This window comes from Pseudomonas sp. MEJ108 (genome assembly GCF_030208985.1).
Classification (GTDB): domain Bacteria; phylum Pseudomonadota; class Gammaproteobacteria; order Pseudomonadales; family Pseudomonadaceae; genus Aquipseudomonas; species Aquipseudomonas fragariae.
In genome coordinates this window covers 243,484-265,286 of sequence record NZ_JARVSW010000013.1, presented here as the reverse complement: position 1 = coordinate 265,286, position 21,803 = coordinate 243,484, and the positions used below count along the sequence as shown (strand labels likewise).

The 21,803-nt window shown below is 59.9% G+C and carries 21 protein-coding genes; 14 read left to right on the top strand and 7 right to left on the bottom strand.

The genetic code is table 11. The features are described from left to right. The first annotated feature begins 3 nt into the window (after positions 1 to 3). The 7 genes from QRN50_RS07550 (at position 4) to QRN50_RS07520 (ending at position 7,448) form a co-directional block, all read left to right on the top strand. Complete coding sequence (locus QRN50_RS07550) at positions 4 to 1,008, top strand: response regulator (RefSeq protein WP_024641279.1); 1,005 nt, start codon at positions 4 to 6, stop codon at positions 1,006 to 1,008. Positions 1,009 to 1,135: 127 nt separating this feature from the next. Further along, positions 1,136 to 2,231, top strand: a protein-coding gene (gene prfB, locus QRN50_RS07545) for a peptide chain release factor 2 (protein WP_096102164.1) whose coding sequence is annotated in 2 segments (ribosomal slippage) — positions 1,136 to 1,207 and positions 1,209 to 2,231 — 1,095 coding nt in all. Because the reading frame shifts where the segments join, the coding sequence is not laid out codon by codon here. A 69-nt stretch (positions 2,232 to 2,300) separates the two neighbouring features. Next, positions 2,301 to 3,803 (top strand): lysine--tRNA ligase, encoded by a 1,503-nt coding sequence (gene lysS / locus QRN50_RS07540; protein WP_024641278.1) that lies wholly within the window; start codon positions 2,301 to 2,303, stop codon positions 3,801 to 3,803. Between the two features lie 90 nt (positions 3,804 to 3,893). Continuing rightward, positions 3,894 to 4,619, top strand: a complete 726-nt coding sequence (locus QRN50_RS07535) for a TetR/AcrR family transcriptional regulator (RefSeq protein ID WP_032607412.1) — start codon at positions 3,894 to 3,896, stop codon at positions 4,617 to 4,619. 134 nt (positions 4,620 to 4,753) lie between these two features. Continuing rightward, entirely contained in the window at positions 4,754 to 6,031 is a 1,278-nt protein-coding gene (locus QRN50_RS07530) for a flavohemoglobin expression-modulating QEGLA motif protein (protein WP_003433414.1), read from the top strand. 203 nt (positions 6,032 to 6,234) lie between these two features. Continuing rightward, positions 6,235 to 7,131 (top strand): alpha/beta hydrolase, encoded by an 897-nt coding sequence (locus QRN50_RS07525; protein WP_096126442.1) that lies wholly within the window; start codon positions 6,235 to 6,237, stop codon positions 7,129 to 7,131. Then, complete coding sequence (locus QRN50_RS07520) at positions 7,128 to 7,448, top strand: PA3694 family proteiin (protein WP_024641454.1); 321 nt, start codon at positions 7,128 to 7,130, stop codon at positions 7,446 to 7,448. Before QRN50_RS07525 ends, QRN50_RS07520 begins: the two co-directional genes overlap by 4 nt. Before the next feature lie 79 nt (positions 7,449 to 7,527). On the opposite strand, the gene lptF is transcribed toward QRN50_RS07520, so the two are convergent. Both lptF and QRN50_RS07510 read right to left on the bottom strand, forming a co-directional pair. After that, on the bottom strand, positions 7,528 to 8,310 hold the full coding sequence (gene lptF / locus QRN50_RS07515) for a lipotoxin F family OmpA-related lipoprotein LptF (protein ID WP_011266956.1): 783 nt from the start codon (positions 8,308 to 8,310) through the stop codon (positions 7,528 to 7,530). 59 nt (positions 8,311 to 8,369) lie between these two features. Beyond that, positions 8,370 to 8,783: a DUF4398 domain-containing protein gene (locus QRN50_RS07510; RefSeq protein ID WP_003409265.1), complete on the bottom strand. Its 414-nt coding sequence runs from the start codon at positions 8,781 to 8,783 to the stop codon at positions 8,370 to 8,372. A gap of 380 nt (positions 8,784 to 9,163) precedes the next feature. Here QRN50_RS07510 and ppc point away from each other — a divergent pair, with 380 nt between their 5' ends. From ppc to QRN50_RS07480, 6 genes are all read left to right on the top strand, one after another. Then, positions 9,164 to 11,800, top strand: coding sequence for a phosphoenolpyruvate carboxylase (gene ppc, locus QRN50_RS07505; RefSeq protein ID WP_011266958.1), 2,637 nt, complete (start codon positions 9,164 to 9,166; stop codon positions 11,798 to 11,800). Positions 11,801 to 12,082: 282 nt separating this feature from the next. Continuing rightward, a complete protein-coding gene (gene adk, locus QRN50_RS07500; protein ID WP_058398420.1) occupies positions 12,083 to 12,730 on the top strand; it encodes an adenylate kinase in 648 nt (215 codons plus the stop codon). Between the two features lie 92 nt (positions 12,731 to 12,822). Continuing rightward, positions 12,823 to 13,497, top strand: coding sequence for a tRNA (adenosine(37)-N6)-threonylcarbamoyltransferase complex dimerization subunit type 1 TsaB (gene tsaB, locus QRN50_RS07495; protein ID WP_004406315.1), 675 nt, complete (start codon positions 12,823 to 12,825; stop codon positions 13,495 to 13,497). Between the two features lie 243 nt (positions 13,498 to 13,740). Next, positions 13,741 to 14,052 (top strand): hypothetical protein, encoded by a 312-nt coding sequence (locus QRN50_RS07490; RefSeq protein WP_011266960.1) that lies wholly within the window; start codon positions 13,741 to 13,743, stop codon positions 14,050 to 14,052. Between the two features lie 2 nt (positions 14,053 to 14,054). Further along, positions 14,055 to 14,918, top strand: coding sequence for a DUF72 domain-containing protein (locus tag QRN50_RS07485; RefSeq protein WP_096126441.1), 864 nt, complete (start codon positions 14,055 to 14,057; stop codon positions 14,916 to 14,918). A 133-nt stretch (positions 14,919 to 15,051) separates the two neighbouring features. After that, positions 15,052 to 15,741, top strand: coding sequence for an extensin-like domain-containing protein (locus QRN50_RS07480; RefSeq protein ID WP_096126440.1), 690 nt, complete (start codon positions 15,052 to 15,054; stop codon positions 15,739 to 15,741). A gap of 36 nt (positions 15,742 to 15,777) precedes the next feature. Here the strand turns inward: QRN50_RS07480 and QRN50_RS07475 are convergent, their stop codons facing one another. Continuing rightward, positions 15,778 to 16,401 carry a hypothetical protein gene (locus tag QRN50_RS07475; protein ID WP_004406299.1) on the bottom strand — a complete coding sequence of 208 codons (624 nt, stop codon included), beginning with the start codon at positions 16,399 to 16,401 and terminating at the stop codon, positions 15,778 to 15,780. A gap of 96 nt (positions 16,402 to 16,497) precedes the next feature. Between QRN50_RS07475 and QRN50_RS07470 the strand changes: the two genes are divergently transcribed. After that, the gene (locus QRN50_RS07470) at positions 16,498 to 17,307 is read left to right on the top strand and encodes a class I SAM-dependent methyltransferase (protein WP_011266962.1); all 810 of its coding nucleotides are present in this window, start codon (positions 16,498 to 16,500) and stop codon (positions 17,305 to 17,307) included. 73 nt (positions 17,308 to 17,380) lie between these two features. On the opposite strand, the gene QRN50_RS07465 is transcribed toward QRN50_RS07470, so the two are convergent. The 4 genes from QRN50_RS07465 to QRN50_RS07450 all read right to left on the bottom strand — a co-directional run bounded on the left by QRN50_RS07465 (position 17,381) and on the right by QRN50_RS07450 (position 21,796). Then, positions 17,381 to 18,070, bottom strand: a complete 690-nt coding sequence (locus QRN50_RS07465) for a DUF4197 domain-containing protein (RefSeq protein ID WP_024639891.1) — start codon at positions 18,068 to 18,070, stop codon at positions 17,381 to 17,383. A gap of 204 nt (positions 18,071 to 18,274) precedes the next feature. Then, entirely contained in the window at positions 18,275 to 18,625 is a 351-nt protein-coding gene (locus QRN50_RS07460; protein WP_011266964.1) for a YbaY family lipoprotein, read from the bottom strand. Positions 18,626 to 18,738: 113 nt separating this feature from the next. Further along, on the bottom strand, positions 18,739 to 21,240 hold the full coding sequence (gene plsB / locus QRN50_RS07455) for a glycerol-3-phosphate 1-O-acyltransferase PlsB (protein WP_011266965.1): 2,502 nt from the start codon (positions 21,238 to 21,240) through the stop codon (positions 18,739 to 18,741). 178 nt (positions 21,241 to 21,418) lie between these two features. Beyond that, a complete protein-coding gene (locus QRN50_RS07450) occupies positions 21,419 to 21,796 on the bottom strand; it encodes a hypothetical protein (RefSeq protein ID WP_004406289.1) in 378 nt (125 codons plus the stop codon). Positions 21,797 to 21,803: the final 7 nt, after the last annotated feature.

The window sequence follows — 21,803 nt, the reverse complement described above, 5'->3', positions numbered from 1 at the left end:
ATCATGAATGACCTGCAAACGGATGAGCTCAAGACACCGGATGAAAACAGCGCAATGGTGCTTCTGGTGGATGATCAGGCCATGATTGGTGAAGCCGTACGGCGCGGCCTGGCCGGCCATGAGTCTATCGACTTTCATTTTTGTGCCGACCCGCATCAGGCGATTGCCCAGGCCGTGCAGATCAAGCCGACGGTGATTCTGCAGGACCTGGTGATGCCGGGCCTCGACGGGCTGACGCTGGTTCGCGAGTACCGCAGCAACCCGCTGACACGCGATATCCCGATCATCGTGCTGTCCACCAAGGAAGACCCGCTGATCAAGAGCGCGGCGTTCACGGCCGGGGCCAACGACTATCTGGTCAAGCTGCCGGACAACATCGAGCTGGTGGCGCGCATTCGCTATCACTCGCGCTCGTACATGACCCTGCTGCAGCGCGATGAAGCCTACCGCGCGCTGCGCGTCAGCCAGCAGCAACTGCTCGACACCAATCTGGTGCTGCAGCGCCTGATGAATTCCGATGGCCTCACGGGCCTGTCTAATCGTCGTCACTTCGACGAGTACCTGGAACTGGAGTGGCGCCGGGCAATTCGCGAGCAGTCCCAGTTGTCGTTGCTGATGATCGATGTCGACTACTTCAAGCCCTACAACGATAACTTCGGGCATCTGGAGGGCGACGAGGCCCTGCGTCAGGTCGCCAAGGCCATTCGTAACAGTTGCAGTCGCCCGTCGGACTTGCCGGCTCGCTACGGCGGCGAGGAGTTCGCCATGGTCCTGCCCAACACCTCACCGGGCGGGGCGCGTCTGCTGGCTGAAAAACTGCGCCAGAGCGTTTCAAGCATGAATATTCCGCACATTGCGCCAGCGCCGGGCTCCAGCCTGACCGTGAGTATCGGTGTGGCGACCATGACGCCACAGCTCGGAATGCCCAGCCGTCAGCTGATTCTGGATGCCGACAAGGGGCTTTATCAGGCCAAGAACAACGGTCGCAATCAGGTCGCAGCGGGCTGACGCCGGCTGACGCCGGCTGCGACCGGTAAAATAGGCCTCACAACGCCTGCCCGACGGGCTGCTTTCGTGGCCTTGCCTGGGGTATACTCGTCGGCTTTGAAAATTTCGCCTGCGAGTGCTGCCTACCATGGAAATCAACCCGATCCTAAACAGCATCAAGGATTTGTCCGAGCGCTCCGAAACCATTCGGGGGTATCTTTGACTACGATCACAAACATGATCGTCTGACCGAAGTGAACCGCGAGCTCGAAGATCCAAACGTCTGGAACAACCCGGCCTACGCTCAGGAACTGGGGCGCGAGCGCTCCCTGCTGGCGCAGATCGTCGAAACCCTGGACGAAATGTCCTCGGGTCTGGCCGATGCCAAAGACCTGTTGCTGATGTCTGCCGAAGAAGAAGACCAGGCTGCCGTCGATGACGTCGCTGCCGAAGTCGAGCGCCTGCGCGAATCGCTGGAAAAGCTCGAATTCCGTCGCATGTTCAGCGGCGACATGGACCCCAACAACGCCTACCTGGACATCCAGGCCGGCTCCGGCGGTACCGAAGCGCAGGACTGGGCGAACATCCTGCTGCGCATGTACCTGCGCTGGGCCGACAAGCGCGGTTTCGACGCCACCATCATGGAACTGTCCGCCGGTGAAGTCGCCGGTATCAAGGGCGCTACCGTGCACATCAAGGGCGAGTACGCCTTCGGCTGGCTGCGTACCGAGATCGGCGTTCATCGTCTGGTGCGCAAGAGCCCGTTCGACTCCGGCAACCGTCGCCACACCTCGTTCTCGGCCGTGTTCGTTTCGCCGGAAATCGATGACAACATCGAAATCGACATCAACCCGGCGGACCTGCGCATCGACACCTACCGCTCCTCCGGTGCCGGTGGTCAGCACGTAAACACCACTGACTCGGCGGTGCGTATCACCCACGTTCCGACCAATACCGTGGTCAGTTGCCAGAACGAGCGTTCCCAGCATGCGAACAAGGACACCGCCATGAAAATGCTGCGGGCCCGTTTGTATGAGCAGGAAGTGCAGAAGCGCAACGCGGCGTCCCAGGCGCTCGAAGACACCAAGTCCGATATCGGCTGGGGTCACCAGATTCGCTCCTACGTACTGGACGCCTCGCGTATCAAGGACCTGCGGACCAACATCGAACGCAGCGACTGCGACAAGGTGCTTGATGGCGATATCGACGAATACCTGATCGCGAGCCTCAAGCAAGGGCTGTAAACCGTCAGCCGACACCTCAAGTCCCTCGTCGCCAGGCGAGGGCGAACCTGTGATGGAATATTTAAAGACATGAGCGACCAACAACTCGACCCGCAAGCCCTGCAACAGGAAGAAAACACCCTGATCGCCTTGCGCAAGGAAAAGCTTGCTGCAGGCCGTGCCAAGGGTCAGGCCTTCCCCAATGACTTCCGCCGCGACAGCTACTGCAATGACCTGCAGAAACAGTACGTCGACAAGACCAAGGAAGAACTGGCAGCGGCAGCGATTCCGGTCAAGGTTGCCGGTCGCATCATGCTCAACCGTGGCTCGTTCATGGTGATCCAGGACATGACCGGGCGCATCCAGGTCTATGTCAACCGCAAGACCCTGCCCGAAGAAACCCTGGCCGAGGTGAAAACCTGGGACCTGGGCGACATTATCGCCGCCGAAGGTACCCTGGCACGCTCCGGCAAGGGCGACCTGTACGTCGAGATGACCAGCGTTCGCCTGCTGACCAAGTCCTTGCGTCCGCTGCCCGACAAGCACCACGGCCTGACCGACACCGAACAGCGCTACCGTCAGCGCTACGTCGACCTGATCGTCAACGAGGAAGTGCGTGAGACCTTCCGCGTGCGTTCGCAGGTCATCGCTCACATCCGCAGCTTCCTGATGAAGCGCGACTTCCTCGAAGTCGAAACGCCGATGCTGCAGACCATTCCGGGCGGCGCGGCGGCCAAGCCGTTCGAAACCCACCACAACGCGCTGGACATGGAAATGTTCCTGCGTATCGCCCCGGAGCTGTACCTCAAGCGTCTGGTGGTCGGTGGTTTCGAGAAGGTCTTCGAGATCAATCGCAACTTCCGTAACGAAGGTGTTTCGACCCGGCACAACCCCGAGTTCACCATGCTCGAGTTCTACCAGGCCTACGCCGATTACGAAGACAACATGGACCTCACCGAGGAACTGTTCCGCGAACTGGCGCAACTGGTTCTGGGCAGCACCGACGTGCCTTATGGCGACAAGGTGTTCCACTTCGGCGAACCGTTCGTGCGCCTGTCGGTGTTCGACTCGATCCTCAAGTACAACCCTGAGTTGACCGCTGCCGACCTGCAGGACATCGACAAGGCGCGCGCCATTGCGAAAAAGGCCGGTGCCAAGGTGCTGGGCTTCGAAGGCCTGGGCAAATTGCAGGTGATGATTTTCGAAGAGCTGGTCGAGCACAAGCTGGAACAGCCGCACTTCATCACCCAGTACCCGTTTGAAGTGTCGCCGCTGGCGCGTCGCAACGATGAAAATCCGAACGTCACCGACCGTTTCGAGCTGTTCATCGGCGGTCGCGAAATCGCCAATGCCTACTCCGAGCTCAACGACGCCGAAGATCAGGCCGAACGCTTCCAGGCTCAGGTGGCCGACAAGGATGCCGGTGACGACGAAGCCATGCACTACGACGCCGACTTCGTCCGTGCGCTGGAGTACGGCATGCCGCCGACGGCAGGCGAGGGGATCGGTATCGACCGGTTGGTGATGTTGCTCACCGACTCGCCGTCGATTCGCGATGTGATCCTCTTCCCGCACATGCGCCCGCAAGCGTAACCAGTGGAAAACAGCCGCCTTCAATGGGCGGCTTTTTTTTAAGTGTTTTTCAGATCGACTCATTTCAGAGCGACTTATAAGGAAGCTGTCGTGACGATTGCCAGAGAAGGGGCCGCCGGAGTAGCCAGCGCGGTGGCCAAAAGTGTCAAGTATCAGGGCCGCAAGGCTGCGCGTGAGGGCAGTGAGCAACGCAGGCAGGTCATTCTCGATGCCGCCATGCGTATCGTGGTGCGTGACGGCGTGCGTGCCGTGCGCCATCGCGCAGTGGCCGCCGAGGCCAGTGTGCCGCTGTCGGCAACCACCTATTACTTCAAGGACATCGATGATCTGTTGACCGATGCCTTCGCCCAGTATGTACAGCGCAGCGCTGATTATCTGGCGCGGCTGTGGCAGAACACCGAAGGCATTCTGCGCGAGATGATGAACCGCAGCTCCGGGAGTCCGACCGACCGTTTTCGTCTGGCGGACGACATTGCGCGTATGGTGATGGAGCATATCCGTCATCAGTTGCTGACCCGGCGTGACTATCTGATTGCCGAGCAGGCGTTCTACCATGAAGCACTGATCAACCCGCGCCTGACGCCATTGGTCATGGCCCATCAGGAAATTTTGCTGCAGGGCAGTTGTCAGTTCTTCCAGGTAATCGGTTCCCTGCATCCCTATCAGGATGCTCAGGTGTTGACGGGGCTTATCCGGCGCATTGAGTATCAAGGCCTGCTTCACGGACCGCAGCGTCAGGCGGACGAAGAAATGCTCTGTATCCTGACCCGGCAGATGCGTCTGGTCCTGGGCACCCCGCAGCCGCTTCGAGGGTGACTATACTGCTGCGCGAGTGCCCCGGATCGGCTGTTCAGACGGTTTGACGATCCTGCCAGTTTCGATATTTACCAGCGGTGGTGTGTTGTTCCGCGCCGCCAAGCAGTAGCGTGACAGCCAGCCAAGGAGTACCGGTGGACGAGTATCAACAGACTATTCGTGCTTTATCGGATCGGATCGTCGTTGCACAGACGCCGATTCGCATTCTGGATGCAGTTAAATGGGATGAGAACGTCCGCAAGGAGTTTCTGGCCGCGAAGGGCAAGGCGCTGCCTGCCGTGGACCGCGCCTATTACGAAAACCGTCCGCTGGGTTTCGACTCTTCGGCCTTGAAGCAAGAGTTCCAGAACATCGAGCGCGACGTCACGCGTCAACTGGGGCAGTTCAACCCGGTTGGGCAGATCATGCGCCGCATGTGCCGTGAGTACCGCATGGTGGTGCGTATGCTTGAGGCACGCGGCACGTCCGACTTCGGGCTGATTTCTCAGGAACTGTATGGCGCGGCATCCGACGCTTTTCATGCGGGTGATCCGACGCTGGCCGATCTTGGCTTGATGCTCTCTGATTACCTGAACAACATTGCCGGGCGCGGCGACCTGAAGGACGAGCCGAAAACGCTCACCGCCAAGGACGCCGTTTCGCTGCTGCAATCGCGTTTGAACCGCGTGTTCGGTGAGGCCGAGGAGACCATCCGGGTTTTCGAATCCGACGGGATCGTCGCCGATGCGGCTGCCGGTGCCGACTACATCAAGATCCGCACCGACGCGATGTTCAACGAACGCGATGTGCGCGCGCTGGAAGTTCACGAAGGGCTGGTGCACGTGGGCACCACACTGAACGGGCAAAACCAGCCGATCTGTACCTTCCTGTCCAAAGGCCCGCCATCCTCGACGGTGACGCAGGAAGGCCTGGCGATTCTCATGGAAGTCATCGCCTTTGCATCCTATCCCAGCCGCCTGCGCAAGCTGACCAATCGCACGCGGGCCATTCACATGGCCGAGCAGGGCGCTGATTTTCTCCAGGTGTTCGAGTTCTATCGCGAGCAGGGCTTCGGCATGTCCGAGAGCTACGGCAACGCCAGTCGCGTTTTCCGCGGCTCGGTGCCCAACGGCCTGCCGTTCACCAAGGACCTGTCCTACCTGAAGGGCTTCATCATGGTCTACAACTACATTCAGCTCGCCGTGCGCAAGGGCAAGCTCGAACAGGTGCCGCTGCTGTTCTGCGGCAAGACCACCCTGGAAGATATGCGTACCCTGCGTCAACTGGTGGACGAAGGGCTGGTGGTTGCACCCAAGTACCTGCCCGAGCAGTTCCGTGACATGAACGCCTTGTCGGCTTGGATGTGCTTCTCCAACTTCCTCAACCACCTGAGCCTGGACCGCATCGAAGCGGACTACTCGAATATTTTGTAGGCAGCGATCTTCGCTGTACGCCAGCCTGTTTTTGACTCTGGCCGAAGGCCGTAGGAGCGAACTTGTTCGCGAAGGAGAGGTACATTCTCCGAAAGCTCATGATTATGCCTATCGGCCAATGCTCGCGGAACATGGGAACGAGAATCTGAGTCTCGCGCCAGCACGGCATTGATGTGGCGATGAAAACAACAAGGAACCCTCATTTGAAACTGCTTGGCATCTTCACCCTGGTCCTTGCGCTCACCGGCTGCAGTTCGATGTTGTTCTACCCCGAGCAAGGGGTTCCGTTCACGCCCGACAAGGCGCGCCTGCAGTATCAGGACGTGAACCTCACGGCTGCCGACGGTACGCGCCTGCACGGCTGGTGGTTGCCCGCCAAAGAAGGCGTGCCGGTCAAGGGTACGGTGCTGCATCTGCACGGCAACGGTGGCAACCTGTCCTGGCATCTTGGCGGCGTCTGGTGGCTGCCCGAGCAGGGTTATCAGGTGTTGATGCTGGATTACCGTGGCTATGGCGAGTCGCAGGGCGAGCCGAGCCTGCCGGCGGTCTATGAGGATGTTCAGGCCGCTTTCGACTGGTTGAACACTGCACCGCAGGTGCAAGGCAAACCGCTTGTGGTCCTGGGGCAAAGCATTGGCGGGGCGCTGGCGGTGCATTATCTTTCCGAACACCCGCAAGAGCGTTCGCGTCTCAAGGCGCTGGTGCTGGACAGTGTGCCGGCCAGCTACCGCAGCGTCGCGCGAAACTCGCTGAGCAAATCGTGGCTGACCTGGCCATTGAAAACGCCCTTGTCCTGGCTGATCCCGGAAGCCGACAGCGCGGTCAACGGCCTGCCACGACTGGCCGGCACGCCGATGCTGATCTTTCATAGCATGGACGACACGCTGGTGCCGCTCGCCAACGGCATCGAGCTGTACAAGGCCGCGCCTCCGCCGCGCGTATTGCAATTGACCCGTGGTGAACACGTGCAGACGTTCGCAGACCCTCTCTGGCGTCAGGTGATGCTGCGCTATATGGACGATCCGACGCATTTCAACGGTCTGCGTCGCCTTGCGGAAGTGCCCAATTACCCGACCCCCGCAACACCGCCAGCGCAATGAGCCGCGATCGTAACCTCAACGGCATGATCCTCAGCGCTGTTGGTGCGGTCATCGGCACAGTGGGCTGTCTGTGGTTTTACGGCTACCTGCACTTCGCCAAGCCAGAGGATGCACTGTTGCTCGGTGAATTCACCCTGCTCAAAACCGTGCCCGGCGAGGATTACAAGGTCGCTGCCACGCCAGCCGCCGAGGTCGCGCAGTGCGTTGATGGCGTACTGGTGTTGTTCGATACGTCGCGAAAAGGTCTGTCAGGCGTGTTGATCGATGATCACAGGCAGGCCGTGCGCTGCCTTGGCCAGCAAACGCCTCGGCCGTAAGACACCGGTAAAAAACAGCGCCCATGAAAAAGCCCCGCCTGTATGCGCAGGCGGGGCTTCGGTGCAGCAGCTCAGTCGCTTATTTCATCGAAGAGCGCGGTGCAACAGGCTGGTTGTCGTTGGAGATAGTCACTTCCACACGACGGTTCATGGCGCGGCCCGAGTTGCTGGTGTTGTCAGCAACCGGGTATTCCTTGCCATAACCCATGGTCACAACGCGCGCTGGGTCTACACCCATGCGTACCAGAGCCATACGCACCGAGTTGGCGCGACGCTCGGACAGCGACTGGTTGTAGGAAGCCGAACCGGTGCTGTCGGTGTAGCCTTCGACAATCACTTTGCGATCAGGGTTTTCCTGCAGGAAGGCAGCCAGCTTGCCAATGTCGCCCTGGGCGGTCGGCTTCAGTTCGGCCTTGTTGTAGTCGAACAGCACGTCACCGAAGGTCACCAGCGTACCGCGTTCGGTCTGCTTGGCGTTCAGGCTGTTTTTCAGTGCAGCGATCTGCGCGTCACGTGCTTCCAGACGGGCCTTGGCGCGGTCGGCAGAAGCATTTTGCAGCGCTGCTTCAGAAGTGCGCAGGGCGATGGTCTGCTTGGCCAGCTCGACGCGCTGGTTGGTCAGATACGACAGTTGGTCGACTTTCTGCACGTCCTCATCGTTGCGGAAGGCCTGTTCTGCCTTGGTCAGCCATTCGCTGGCGTCCTTGGTTTCAAGGGCTGCGACTTGAGTGGCCTGAGGGTTGGTTTGCAGCGCGGTGAAGTTGCTGCGAGCCTGTTCCAGGTTAGGGTTCGGCTTGGTTGCACAGGCTGCCAGGGCAACGCTCATGGCCAGCAGAGCAGGGATCATCAATTGTTTACGCATAATAGGGTCGTCCTTTAATCAGTTACGAATTCATGAAAACAGAAGGGTGTACAGGGCAATCACTGCACCTGACGCAGGCCTTCTTCACGGAGTTCGTTGACGCCTTGACGAGCGTCCTGCACGGCCTTGGCAGCTTTGGCGGCCTGAGATTTGCGTTCTGCTACGCGAGCGTCCCACTCGGCCTGTTCAGCCAGTCGGCGTGCTTCATCGTATTTGTGATCCTGCATGGCCAGATCAGCAGCCTTGAGCTTGTCCTGAGCCGACTTCATTTCTACCGCCGCGAACTCGGTACCGCCAGCGCTGACAGCGCTGTTGACTGCCGATTGCGAAACCGCGTACTGCTCGGAGGGCGGGTTACCGGCACAGCCGGCCAGGATAAAGGTGCTACCGAGTGCCAGCGCAGCCAGCTTGAGACCGCGCAGGCCTTTGAATTTGGTTTTGGCAGTTAGGGTGTTCATGTTGATCAACTCCAATGTCTGACTCCAACGTGGTTATCCATGACAGTCGTTGCATCAAGTCCGGGCATCAGGTTCTACAACCGCCTACTGCCTTTCGGGCTTTCCTGTAATGGTTAATGGTTCCGACCTTCGCGGTTTTTGAATAGTTCAGATAAATATCTACTGACCGGTCAGGAATTTTCAGAGGCATTCAGACGAGTGCCAATATGTTGATCATCATATGAAGGCGCGTCGAACCCCGTTCAATAACCCTGATCGCGTTCAGGTTTTTGCTGAAGCATTTGTCCAACCGCAGACTTTTGGTGCACTGTTGGCATAGCGGATTCGAATTCACGTACGCCCGTGCTACCGAGCGGGTACGCAACTGAGCCCAGATAAAAAACGGGAGAGGAACGATGGCCGATATCGATGCGCGTCTGCGCGAAGACGTTCACCTGTTGGGTGAGCTGTTGGGGAATACGATTCGCGAGCAGCGAGGTGCGGAATTTCTCGACAAGATCGAGCGTATTCGCAAAGGTGCCAAAGCGGGCAGGCGCGGTTCCGCAGAAGGGGCCGAGCAACTCAGCTCCAGCGTCGACGGGCTGGGTGATGATGAGCTGCTGCCGGTGGCGCGTGCGTTCAACCAGTTTCTCAACCTGGCCAATATTGCCGAGCAATATCAGCTCATGCACCGCCGCGATGATAAACAGCCGCTGCCATTCGAGTCGCGAGTACTGCCCGAACTGCTTGATCGCCTCAAGGCCGAAGGCCACTCACCTGATGCCCTGGCACGCCAGCTCAGCAAGCTGGAAATCGACCTGGTGCTGACTGCGCACCCGACCGAAGTGGCACGTCGCACGCTGATTCAGAAATACGACGCCATCGCAGCGCAGCTGGCTGCACTTGATCATCGCGATCTCAATAGCATCGAGCGCACACAGATTACTTCGCGCCTGCAGCGGCTGATTGCCGAGGCCTGGCATACCGAAGAGATCCGGCGCATCCGACCCACCCCGGTCGATGAAGCCAAATGGGGTTTCGCGGTCATCGAACATTCCCTCTGGCACGCCATTCCAAACTACCTGCGCAAGGCAGACCATGCGCTGCATGCGGCCACCGGTCTGCATCTGCCCCTGGAAGCCGCGCCGATCCGTTTTGCCTCCTGGATGGGCGGCGACCGCGACGGCAACCCGAATGTCACCGCCGCTGTCACCCGCGAAGTGCTGTTGCTGGCGCGCTGGATGGCCGCTGACCTGTACCTGCGTGACGTGGACAATCTCGCCGCAGAACTGTCGATGCAGCAGGCTAGCGATGCTCTGCGTGCCAGCGTGGGTGACAGCGCCGAACCCTATCGGGCAGAACTCAAACGCCTGCGCGAGCGCTTGCGCGCGACGCGCAACTGGGCCAATGCCTCACTGAGCGAAACCCTGCCTGCGCCGGAAGCGGTGCTGCGAGACAACCGTGAACTGCTCGACCCGCTGCTGCTGTGCTTCCAGTCGCTGCACGAATGCGGCATGGGTGTCATCGCCGACGGCCCGCTTCTGGATTGCCTGCGTCGTGCGGTCACATTCGGCCTGTTCCTGGTGCGTCTGGATGTTCGTCAGGATTCCAGCCGTCACTGCGCAGCGATGACCGAAATCACTGATTATCTGGGGCTGGGGCGCTACGAAGAGTGGGATGAGCAGACCCGCATCGACTTTCTATTGCGTGAATTGAATAACCGCAGGCCGCTGCTGCCGAGCTACTTCAAACCGGCCGCCGATACCGCAGAGGTTCTCGCAACCTGCCGCGAGGTGGCGGCCGCCCCGGCCGCGTCGCTGGGGTCCTATGTCATCTCGATGGCCGGCTCGGCTTCGGATGTGCTGGCCGTGCAACTGCTGCTCAAGGAATCCGGGCTGCAGCGGCCCATGCGTGTGGTGCCGCTGTTCGAGACCCTGGCCGACCTGGATAACGCCGGGCCGGTGATCGAGACGCTGCTCGGGCTGCCGGGCTATCGCTCGCGTCTGCACGGCCCGCAAGAGGTGATGATCGGCTATTCCGACTCGGCCAAGGATGCCGGCACCACTGCGGCGGCCTGGGCGCAGTACCGCGCCCAGGAAAGGCTGGTGGAGATCTGCCGCGAGCAGCAGGTCGAATTGCTGCTGTTCCACGGCCGCGGCGGTACAGTCGGTCGTGGCGGCGGCCCGGCGCACGCGGCGATCCTCTCGCAGCCGCCGGGTTCTGTGGCCGGGCGTTTCCGGACCACCGAGCAAGGGGAAATGATTCGTTTCAAATTCGGTCTGCCGGACATCGCCGAGCAGAACCTCAATCTGTATCTGGCTGCCGTGCTGGAAGCGACCCTGTTGCCACCGCCACCTCCGCAGCCAGCGTGGCGGACGATGATGGACCAGATGGCCGACGACGGGGTCAGTGCCTACCGAGCGGTGGTGCGCGAGAATCCCGAATTCGTCGAGTATTTCCGTCAGGCGACGCCCGAGCAGGAGCTGGGGCGCTTGCCACTTGGCAGTCGTCCGGCCAAGCGCCGCGAGGGCGGTGTAGAAAGTCTTCGTGCCATTCCGTGGATCTTCGCCTGGACGCAGACGCGTCTGATGCTGCCCGCCTGGCTGGGTTGGGAGGCCGCGCTGAGCAAAGCGCTGGAGCGCGGCGAAGGCGAGGTGCTGGCGCAGATGCGTGAGCAGTGGCCGTTCTTCAGAACGCGCATCGACATGCTGGAAATGGTCCTTGCCAAAGCCGATGCGGACATCGCCCGACTCTACGACGAACGTCTGGTCAGCGCCGAGCTGCAACATTTGGGCGCACATTTACGCGACCTATTGTCGCAGGCGTGCAATGTGGTTCTGGGGCTGACCGGGCAGACGCAACTGCTGGCCCACAGCCCTGAAACGCTGGAATTCATCAGTCTGCGCAACACTTACCTTGACCCGTTGCATTTGCTTCAGGCGGAGCTGCTGTCGCGCTCGCGTAATCGTGAAGCCAGTCTGGACAGTCCTCTGGAACTGGCGCTGCTGGTGTCTGTAGCGGGGATTGCTGCCGGTCTGCGCAACACGGGCTGATGGATCCGGCCAATGTCATCGTCGGGCCTTTTCAGTCCGGCGATGGCCAGCGCGGGTTTTCCAGGCGGGTCTGCCTTAAACGTTGATATAGGTCATGTCACTCTGAAATCAAGGCCGACAAGCCGGTACGCCTGCGGTTACTGCGACTTTCGGCGGCTTGTGCGGCCTCGGTCTGCTGTGTATCTTGATCAGCCTTTCGGCCTATTGGCCTGATTCATTTTTTAGATTGGCCCCCGAGGCGAATCCGATGATTTCACTATAAAAAATTTGAGGAGCATGACGATGCGCGTGATTCTGCTGGGAGCTCCCGGGGCCGGTAAAGGTACTCAGGCAAAATTCATCACTGAAAAGTTCGGCATCCCGCAGGTTTCGACAGGCGACATGCTGCGCGCTGCAGTCAAGGCTGAAACCGAGCTGGGCCTGAAGGCCAAGAGCGTCATGGACGCGGGCGGTCTGGTTTCCGATGACCTGATCATCGGCCTGATCAAGGACCGTCTGGCCGAGCCGGACTGCGCGAACGGCGTGCTGTTCGATGGCTTCCCGCGCACCATTCCACAGGCCGAAGCCCTGTTGAACGCCGGTCTGGAAATCGACCATGTGCTGGAAATCGCGGTCGATGACGAAGAAATCGTCAAGCGCATGTCCGGCCGCCGGGTTCACGAAGGTTCCGGGCGCATCTACCACACTATCTTCAATCCGCCGAAGGTTGAAGGTATCGATGATGTGACCGGCGAACCGCTGCTGCAGCGCAAGGACGACGTCGAAGAAACCGTGCGTCATCGCCTGTCCGTGTACCACGCGCAGACCAAGCCGCTGGTCGAGTTCTACAGCCAGCTGGAAGCGAAGAACGGCAAGCCCAAGTGCAGCCATATTCCGGGCGTCGGTTCGGTTGAGGACATCACTGCAAAAGTACTGAAAGCCTTGAGCTGAGGCTCGCAGGCTGAACAATAAATGGCCCGCTTGCGGGCCATTTGTCATTTATACTGCTGCACTTTTTCACATTGACCACGACGGAAACACCGATGACCACCTTGCTGGCCCTGGACACCGCCACTGAAGCCTGCTCGGTCGCTTTGCTGCATGACGGCAAAGTACTGAGCCACTACGAGGTGATCCCGCGCCTGCACGCCCAGCGGCTGCTGCCCATGATCAAAAGCCTGATGGCCGAGGCGGGCATTGCCATGTCGGCGCTGGACGCCATTGCTTTCGGCCGCGGTCCCGGTGCATTCACCGGTGTGCGTATTGCCATCGGCGTCGTGCAAGGCCTGGCATTCGCCCTTGAGCGTCCGGTGCTGCCCGTGTCGAACCTCGCCGTGCTGGCGCAGCGCGCCTTGCGCGAGCACGGCGTGTCGCAAGTGGCCTCGGCCATCGATGCACGCATGGACGAGGTGTACTGGGGCTGCTATCACGAGAGCGCCGGAGAGATGCGTCTGCTGGGCGACGAAGCTGTCATGGCGCCCGAACTGGCCACGCTGCCTGCGCACGCCAGCGGGCAATGGTTTGGTGCCGGTACGGGCTGGGGCTATGCAGAGCGTATTCCGCTCAGCCTGGCAGGCCATGATGCGGCCATGCTGCCGCACGCGCAGGATCTGTTGACACTGGCGACCTTCGCCTGGCACCGCGGCGAAGCCCTGCCTGCGGATGACGCTCAGCCGGTCTACCTGCGCGATAAGGTCGCTACACCTAAAGCACGTTGATTGAATGAGTTCAGGACCCGCGCAATCGTCTGATCCGTCATGAACACGTCTTTCAATACTCGCCAGCATCAGCCAATGCTGGAAAAATATCAGTTTGCCATCTACCGTTTATCGTCTGAATGGTCTTTAATCTCATTTGGCGATAACAAGTTGCAAGATATGTGGTCTAGTTATCGTTACGCAATTTGCGAACTACAAGGCAGTAACGCTAAATTGCCACTATCGACGCCGAGTACATAATCGATGCGCATAGACGGAACCTCATCACGCTCGTACCCCATCAAGCGAAAGCCGCAGAAAACGCCTTCAACAGTCGAAGGTTCTTTTGAGGAAGTCGTGGTTGATGCCGAGCTGCCGCCGCCACCAGCGCGCGCTCGCCGTGAAACGGGTGATCCAACGATTGGCAGCACTGCCAACGTACCTGCGCGTCCGCAAGACATCATTTTCCCGCGCTCCATGAGCTCTCGTGTCGCCCATGCGCTGGCCAGTTATATGGCCACTGCCAGTTTTGTCGATTGGGACCTTGAAGTATCGGGGCTCGATCTGCACGTCTGATTGTGTCTCGTCTGCCTTACTACCTCGGTTGTCCGTCATGGAGTGAAAACGCCTGGCGCGATTCGCTGTACCCCGAAAATGCCCGCCCCAATGATTTCCTGAACCTCTACACTCAGGTGTTCAACGCTGTCGAAGGCAACACCACGTTCTATGCCCGTCCCGCCGCCACTACGGTGCAGCGCTGGGCAGAAATAATGCCCGACGATTTTCGCTTCACCGCCAAATTCCATAAAGACATCAGTCACAACGGCGACCTTCGTGAGCAGGTGGGCGCCGCTGGGGAATTCATTCGCCTGCTTGCGCCTCTGGGCAGACGGGTCGCGCCGTTCTGGCTGCAGTTGCCCGCCAGCTTCACACCGCAGCGCCTGGCCGAACTGGCCGGTTTTCTTGACGAGCTCAAGGTGTCTGTAGCAGTGGAAGTGCGCAACATGGCTTTCTTCATGAAAGGTGACGAAGAGCGCATGCTCAATCGCCTGTTGCTGGACCGAGGCGTCGAGCGCATCTGCCTCGATTCGCGGGCATTGTTCAGCTGTGTCTCGAGTGATCCTGCAGTCCTGCACGCCCAATCGAAAAAGCCCAAGGTGCCGCCTCGTCCGGCTGCGCTGACGCTGTTTCCCCAAGTGCGCTTCATCGGCGGTCCGGACCTGGAGGCCAACGATCAGTTTCTGCTGCAGTGGGTGGAAAAGGTCGCCGTGTGGATTGAAGAGGGGCGCACGCCGTATGTCTTCCTGCACACTCCGGACAACATCAGGGCTGCCGAGCAGGCCATGCGCTTTCACCAGCAACTGATGGCGCGATTGCCGGGTTTGCCGGCATTGTTCGAACTGGATCGCGGGCCTCAGGTGGAACAGTTGGGCTTGCTCTGAGGTCTTCCAGGTGTGGGCTGATGGAGTCCGACCTTGTGGAGAGCCCGCTTATGGATGCGCAACTGCGCTGTTTTGCCCCTTTTTGTAAACGCTTCATCCGATTCGCCCCTGTTGCCCGGGTCAAGGGTTGAGCATGCGCGTGCTGCTGGTATTCCTGTTGCTCTGTGCAATGGCTGCGTTGGCAGTCTGGCGTGGCTGGGTCGATGTACCCGAGCGCTGGAACCCCTGGGCGCCGCTGGATGTGCGGGCCGAGCCCAACTTTCTGACGGCTTACAAGCTGTCGCGATTGCAGAACGATCCCGCACTGTGCGATCAGGTGCTGAGTTCGTCGGGGTTGCGTTTCAGTCGCCAGGCCGACAGTGATCCGTCTGCTCGTTGCCCTCTGCAAAATACCCTGCGTATCCATGGTGGCGACGTGGCGCTGAGCAGCAGCTTTCTGGCCAGTTGCCCATTGGCGGTCGCCTATGCGCTATTTGATATCCACACGTTGCAGCCTGCCGCCCAGGCCGTTTTCGGCCAGCGGGTAGCGCGGATCGATCACTTGGGCAGCTTTGCCTGCCGCAATATCTATAACCGCACCAACGCTCGGCTCAGCCAGCACGCCACGGCCAATGCGCTGGACATGGCAGGTTTTCGCCTGGCAGACGGTCAGCGCATCGGTGTTCTAAAGGACTGGAACGATGATGGGGACAAGGGGCGTTTTCTGAGGCTGTTGCGTGACGGTGCCTGCAAAAATTTCAGTACGGTGCTCGGGCCGGAGTACAACGCAGCGCATCGCGATCATTTTCACGTCGACATGGGGCGCTGGTCGGTGTGCAGGTAAAGACGCGGTAAGCTGCCGGCAGGAAGCGTTCGGGGCTTATGCCGCCATCCGCAGGTTTTGCAGGATCAGCGGGCGTGCCCAGCCGTTCTCGTAGTCGAACTGGCGTTGTTGGGCGGCGATGGTCTGCTCATCCAGGGGCAGGGCAGGCTTGTCGGCCAGTTCCCATTCGAATTCGGCAATCGGCAGATGCAGCGGGCGTGGCTGCGGGCCAGGGCCTGGTTTGACGCTATCGTCATAAGGATTCAGAACGGTAGGGCGTACCCAGTGGCTCTCGAACTCCAGATGGCGTTGCTGTTCGATCATTTCAGCCATGCTGAACGGTTCTGCAGGCGGAGGCAGAAGATCGAGGTCAAACTCGGCAATCGGCAGGAACAGCGGCTCTGGAGGCTTGACCTCGGTGTCGGTGACCGGGCAGGTACGTTGCTCGACGATCTTGCTCAGGGTTTTTGCGCCAGCGACCGGTTCGCCTGTTTCTACATCCACCTCAACGGCCGTCGGGTGCACGGGGACTGAAGCGCTTTCACTGACCTGATCCGCCATCGCCCGGGCAAATGCATCCGACCACAGCTGCGTCACACCACCCAGTGTGCGGCTGTTGCGTACGCTAAAGTCGCCTGAGTGCGACAAATAGCCGATGGATGATTGAACAATCTCTGACATAGCGATCAGTACTGGCCTTGGGTCTGGCAAAATGCCGGATACTTGGTTATCGGCAGGCTTTGCCGAACATTAACAATTTTTGAGTGTGTAAACGCAATGATTGAGCAGCAAGCAGGCAGTCGTATCCGGGTCGAAGCCCTGGCCGTTGGCGGACAGGAGCAGGCGGCGCAATGGGCGCAGCGCCTGGGCCTGCCGTTGACCGATGCGCACGCTGATTTTGCACTGCAGCTTACTGACGAAGGGCTGCAGTTGCAGCAATTGGGCGATGATGCGCCAGGCGCGGTACGTGTCGATTTTGTCGAGGGCGCAGTGGCTCATCGGCGACTGTTCGGTGGTGGGACCGGGCAGATGATTGCCAAGGCGGTTGGTATTCAGCCAGGCATTCGCCCCAGCGTGCTGGATGCAACGGCAGGGCTTGGCAAGGATGCGTTCGTGCTGGCAAGTCTCGGTTGCGACATGAGCCTGATCGAGCGTCAGCCGATCATCGCTGCATTGCTGGAGGATGGTCTGGCCCGCGGGCGCGGTGATCGTGACGTCGGTTCGATCATTGCCCGGATGCGCCTGTTGACCGGCAACTCGATCGACCTCATCCGCGCCTGGACAGGCGAGCCGCCCCAGGTGATCTACCTGGACCCGATGTTCCCGCATCGGGAAAAGACCGCCCTGGTGAAAAAGGAAATGCGTCTGTTCCGGCCACTGGTCGGTGATGACATGGATGCGCCAGCCTTGCTGGAAGCCGCGCTGGCGCTTGCCACCCACCGCGTGGTGGTCAAACGCCCGCGCAAGGCCCCTTGCATCGACGGCCTCAAGCCGGGCTATGCGCTGGACGGCAAATCCAGCCGCTACGACATCTACCCGAAGAAGGCCTTGAAGCCCAAGGCAGCCACAGACGAGAGCGGTGCATAGCGCCTGTATCGTCGACGGCCTGAGCCCGAATCAAACGCAGATGCGCCTGTGAATACAGGCGCGAATCCCGCACTCAGAGTGCGCCAAACACTTTCTTCGCCAGGCCCGTAGCGGCGGCAGCAGGGTTGGCGCGAATGCTTTCTTCCTGTTTGGCGATCATTTCGAACAGCCCGTTCAGCGCTTGCTCGGTCACGTAGCCTTCAAGGTTGGCATTTTTGCTGTCAAGCGCGCCAAGCGCCGCCGCTTTGCCGGCAAAGGCGTTGTACTTCTGGGCCAGGCCCACCTGATCGGTGGACTTCTTGACGATAGGCAGGAACTTGGCGCGAATCTGCTCGCGGCTGGTGCTGCTCAGGTACTGGGTGGCCGAGTCCTTGCCACCGCCGAGAATGGCTTTGGCGTCGGTTACGCTCATCTTTTTCACTGCATCTACAAGCAGGGCCTGAGCTTGAGGCACGGCGGCTTCGGCGGCCTGGTTCATGCTGGTTTCCAGCTGATCGACCTGAGCGCCCATGCCGAGCATTTTCATTTTTTTCGCGATCTGGCCGAGTTTGCCCGGCAGCTCGATACGTACCTCTTCATTTTTGCTGAAGCCACCGGGCACGCCGAGCTGTTTGACGGCGACCTGTGCGCCTTGAGTCAGGGCATCCTTGAGTCCTCCGGTCGCGTCCGATTGCGAGAGGTCGCTCAGCGACAGGGCGAAGACGTTGGCCGACAGCAGAAGGCCAGCGCACAGGCCGGCCAGGGTGAAGGAAAAACGAGGCATGAGAGCTTCCTTGTTGAAGTGGGTTCTGACCTGAACCCGGGTCGATAGTGGTGCGGTGCGTGATCAAGCGTATCAGGAAGTCGCAACAGGCACTTGCGCCCGTGAGCGATGCACGTCAATCGATGTCGGGGGTGATGAAGCCTTGTGAAACGACAACGGCGCGTGAAGGCGCGCCGTTGAAGGGAGCAAGCAGTGTCGAACGGATTAGCCGGCTGCCTGAATGACCTTGATTTTCAGGCCGCTCTGGTCCTGGTTGGTCAGTTCAACAGGATGAACAGTGTCGTTGATCCAGATAAGTTTGCCGTCATGTTCGATGCGTGCCGACAGTGCATAGCTGCGACCCTGAATGGGGTAGCGATCTGCGGCATAGCCCAGTTCAAACGGCAATGGCACCTGGCTGGTAATGTGTGTTTCGCTGACGTCGATGACAGGGGCCAGAACATCAGCAAGGCTGATGTCACTCAGGGTGACAGTGAGCTTGCAGTCCGCTGGCAGCAGGATGCGTGGCAGGTAATAAACTTCACCCTGAAGGCGTACTAGGGGTTCGCTGGACATTTCAATTTCCTTATTGAGTGTGGGTACCAGTCATTGGCACAAACCACACCTTAGCAACTGCCGGGAGGCATAAAGCACTCGTCTAAAGATCCCCGGCTAATTGCGGAAGATCCCTACGCTGCGCCTTGATCGGTTCCCACATCCTGCTCCTCTTCATTGCTGTGCAAGGCTACTTGCCGTATCGAAAGACGGATTTCGGCAGGCAATACCCGCTTGGCCGCACCTTCTGCCAGTTCGCCCAGCATCGGGTGATAGCTCAGCTTGCCAGCACTGTCCTTGCGCAGTACGCCCAGGTCCAGCAGGGTCTGGATGAAGTGCCGGAACAGGCTCTTGTCGAAGAACTCCGGCGCATTGAGGCCATGCAGAATCGACAGGCGCTGGGCCATGACCGTGCACAGGTCCTCAAGCTGCTCGGGGCTCAGCGTGTTCTGCCCGCTGTTGAGCAACAAGGCAATCGCCATGTAGAAGCGCTGCAGGGTCTGGGCGATGGCGCGCGACAACAGGGTCAGCAATACGAACTCGCGGGAACTGGGCTCCGGGCGCACGTAGGCGTCCTTTTTGAAGCGCAACAGACCTTGTTCCACGAACGCTGCCAGCCACTGATCGACCACGTCATCCAGTTCGTTCAGCGGCCAGCGAATGAACAATTCCGATTGCAGGAACGGATACAGCGCACGTGTGTAGCGCAGGATCTGTTCACGGGTCATGCGCGACGAGCTCTGGAAAAAGCTTGCCAGCAGCGAGGGCAGGGCGAAGATGTGTAGCACGTTGTTGCGGTAGTACGTCATCAACACCGCATTCTGTTCGTTCAGGTACAGAATTTTGCCCAGCGCGTCTTTTTGCTCGGCGAGCAGGTCCATGCCTTTGACATGCTCGATCAGCGAGCGACCATCACCTTCCGGCAACGTCGTGTGCGGAGAATAAGGCACGGCGCGCAGCAGGGTCAGGTACAGGTCGAGAACCCGCTCCATGGCCTGATCGTCCAGCGCCAGTCTTTGCGTCGACAATAACGCCACGGCAACCAGGTTCATCGGGTTGACGGCAGCGGCTTCGTTCAGGTGCTGAGCCACACGCTCGCCCAGACGGTGCGTGGTCTCGCTCAGCCATTCGGGGCGAAATTGCGGGTCCAGTTGCTGTTCGCGCCAGTCCGGTTGTTCGCCATCGAGAAACTCGGCCAGTTTGATCGGCGCACCGAAGTTCACTGAGACCTGGCCGAAGCGCTGCTTCAGCGCGCCGATGACTTTGAAGATATCGAAGATCGACTCTTTCTTCTTGGTTGCTCCGCGCAGTTCGCCCAGATAAGTACGGCCTTCCAGTACGCGCTCGTAACCGATGTACACCGGGATGAAGACGATAGGCATCCGCGAGTTGCGCAGAAAGCTGCGCAGGGTAATGGCGAGCATGCCGGTTTTCGGTTGCAGCATGCGCCCGGTGCGCGAGCGACCGCCTTCGACAAAGTATTCGACCGGAAAGCCCTTGATGAACAGCGTGTGCAGGTATTCGGTGAACACCGCCGTATACAGCGGGTTGCCCTTGAACGTGCGGCGCATGAAAAATGCCCCGCCACGTCGCAGCAGGCCGCCGACCACAGGCATATTCAGGTTGATGCCGGCGGCGATGTGCGGCGGCGTGAGGCCGTTGCGAAACAGCAGGTAAGACAGCAGCAGATAATCGATATGGCTGCGGTGGCAGGGGACATAAATGACCTCATGCCCCGGCGCGACTTCCTGAACGCCTTCGATGTGGCTGACCTTGATGCCGTCGTAGATCTTGTTCCAGAACCAGCTGAGCACCACTTCCATGAAGCGGATCACTGAATAGGTGTAGTCCGAGGCGATCTCGTTGCCGTAGCTCAGCGCCCGTTCCCGCGCCTTTTCCTGGGTGATGTGTTCACGCTCGGCTTCTTCGATGATCGCCTGCTTGACCAGCGGCTCGTCCAGCAGACCTTTGACCACCGTGCGCCGGTGCGAAACGTCGGGACCGATCACGGCACTTTTCAGGTTGCGAAAGTGCACGCGCAGCAGACGTTGGGTCATGCGCAGGGTCAGTTCGTAACCTTTGTTTTCACCCACCAGTTCGCGCATGTGGATAGGCGCGGAAAACTGCACGCGGGTCTTGCGGCCCAGAATCAGAATGCTGACCAGGCGACGTAAGCGGCCGGTCACCGCCCAGCTGTCGGCAAACAGCAGCTTCCAGGCACTGGACTCGCGGTCAGGCGACTGGCCCCAGAACACGCTCACCGGGATGATCTGCGCGTCTTCGCCGGGGTTCTGGCTGACGGCTGCGACCACACGCTCCAGCGTCGGAGGCGCACCACGCTTGTCCTGGCGACCGAGCCAGTCGGGGGAGGGGGTCAGGTAAAAGAATGCGGCCGGCTCGATCAGGTTGCCGACCGCTACCGACAGCACCGGACGAGGCAGACCGGCCTTGCGGCATTCTGTGTCGATCACTGCCAGATCGCTGATCGACGGCGATTGCAGTGCATAGAACACCGGGCGGCTGCGGTCCAGATTCAGCGTAAAAGACGATTGATTGATGGTTTCCGAGCGAACCCAGAGATACAACAAACGGCGCAGGGTGCCGAACACAAGGCGACGGAATGGAGAGCGGGTCATACGGCTTCTGCTGAGTGAGGGGCGGGCGATTGCCCTGGATGGGCGCCAGTGTGACGTATCCCGAAGCGATCGGCAAAAGCGCCGGTGCGCGCGCTGAACGGATCACGTCTGAATGACCGCTTGCCGAGCCGGGCTCACCTGACGACGGCACGTATCAGGAACGTCGCGGCGAAAAATCCTACGCGGTTCGCCAGGTAATCTCTTCCTCACCGTCGGCACTCACGCGTATCCAGCGGTCGGCCGTCTCGTCGCTTTCTTCTTCAACCCAGGTGCCCGGGGCGCAACGTACTTCGACGTTCAATGCCTTGAATGCGGCGCGAGCACAGGCGATGTCGTCTTCCCACGGGGTCTGATCGCTGTCCAGGTGCAGGCTGTTCCATTTACCGACCGCTCTGGGCAGCCAGGTCACGGCGACAGTGCCCGCGGTGCATTTCCAGGTCTGGCCTTTCTGCTTCCAATCGCTGCAAAAGCCCAGCGCTTTGCCGAGCCACTGGGCGATTGCCTTGTGATCGACGTCTTCGTCTTTCAGGTAAATCTCGATATCGGGTTGGCGCATGGGGGCC

Excerpts from the sequence above, each read along its gene's own strand:
- QRN50_RS07550 (WP_024641279.1), top strand. The coding sequence starts at position 4 with ATGAATGACCTGCAAACGGATGAGCTCAAGACACCGGATGAAAACAGC.
- lysS (WP_024641278.1), top strand. The coding sequence starts at position 2,301 with ATGAGCGACCAACAACTCGACCCGCAAGCCCTGCAACAGGAAGAAAAC.
- QRN50_RS07520 (WP_024641454.1), top strand. The coding sequence starts at position 7,128 with ATGAGCCGCGATCGTAACCTCAACGGCATGATCCTCAGCGCTGTTGGT.
- lptF (WP_011266956.1), bottom strand. The coding sequence starts at position 8,310 with ATGCGTAAACAATTGATGATCCCTGCTCTGCTGGCCATGAGCGTTGCC.
- ppc (WP_011266958.1), top strand. The coding sequence starts at position 9,164 with ATGGCCGATATCGATGCGCGTCTGCGCGAAGACGTTCACCTGTTGGGT.
- adk (WP_058398420.1), top strand. The coding sequence starts at position 12,083 with ATGCGCGTGATTCTGCTGGGAGCTCCCGGGGCCGGTAAAGGTACTCAG.
- tsaB (WP_004406315.1), top strand. The coding sequence starts at position 12,823 with ATGACCACCTTGCTGGCCCTGGACACCGCCACTGAAGCCTGCTCGGTC.
- QRN50_RS07490 (WP_011266960.1), top strand. The coding sequence starts at position 13,741 with ATGCGCATAGACGGAACCTCATCACGCTCGTACCCCATCAAGCGAAAG.
- QRN50_RS07480 (WP_096126440.1), top strand. The coding sequence starts at position 15,052 with ATGCGCGTGCTGCTGGTATTCCTGTTGCTCTGTGCAATGGCTGCGTTG.
- QRN50_RS07475 (WP_004406299.1), bottom strand. The coding sequence starts at position 16,401 with ATGTCAGAGATTGTTCAATCATCCATCGGCTATTTGTCGCACTCAGGC.
- QRN50_RS07470 (WP_011266962.1), top strand. The coding sequence starts at position 16,498 with ATGATTGAGCAGCAAGCAGGCAGTCGTATCCGGGTCGAAGCCCTGGCC.
- QRN50_RS07465 (WP_024639891.1), bottom strand. The coding sequence starts at position 18,070 with ATGCCTCGTTTTTCCTTCACCCTGGCCGGCCTGTGCGCTGGCCTTCTG.
- QRN50_RS07460 (WP_011266964.1), bottom strand. The coding sequence starts at position 18,625 with ATGTCCAGCGAACCCCTAGTACGCCTTCAGGGTGAAGTTTATTACCTG.
- plsB (WP_011266965.1), bottom strand. The coding sequence starts at position 21,240 with ATGACCCGCTCTCCATTCCGTCGCCTTGTGTTCGGCACCCTGCGCCGT.
- QRN50_RS07450 (WP_004406289.1), bottom strand. The coding sequence starts at position 21,796 with ATGCGCCAACCCGATATCGAGATTTACCTGAAAGACGAAGACGTCGAT.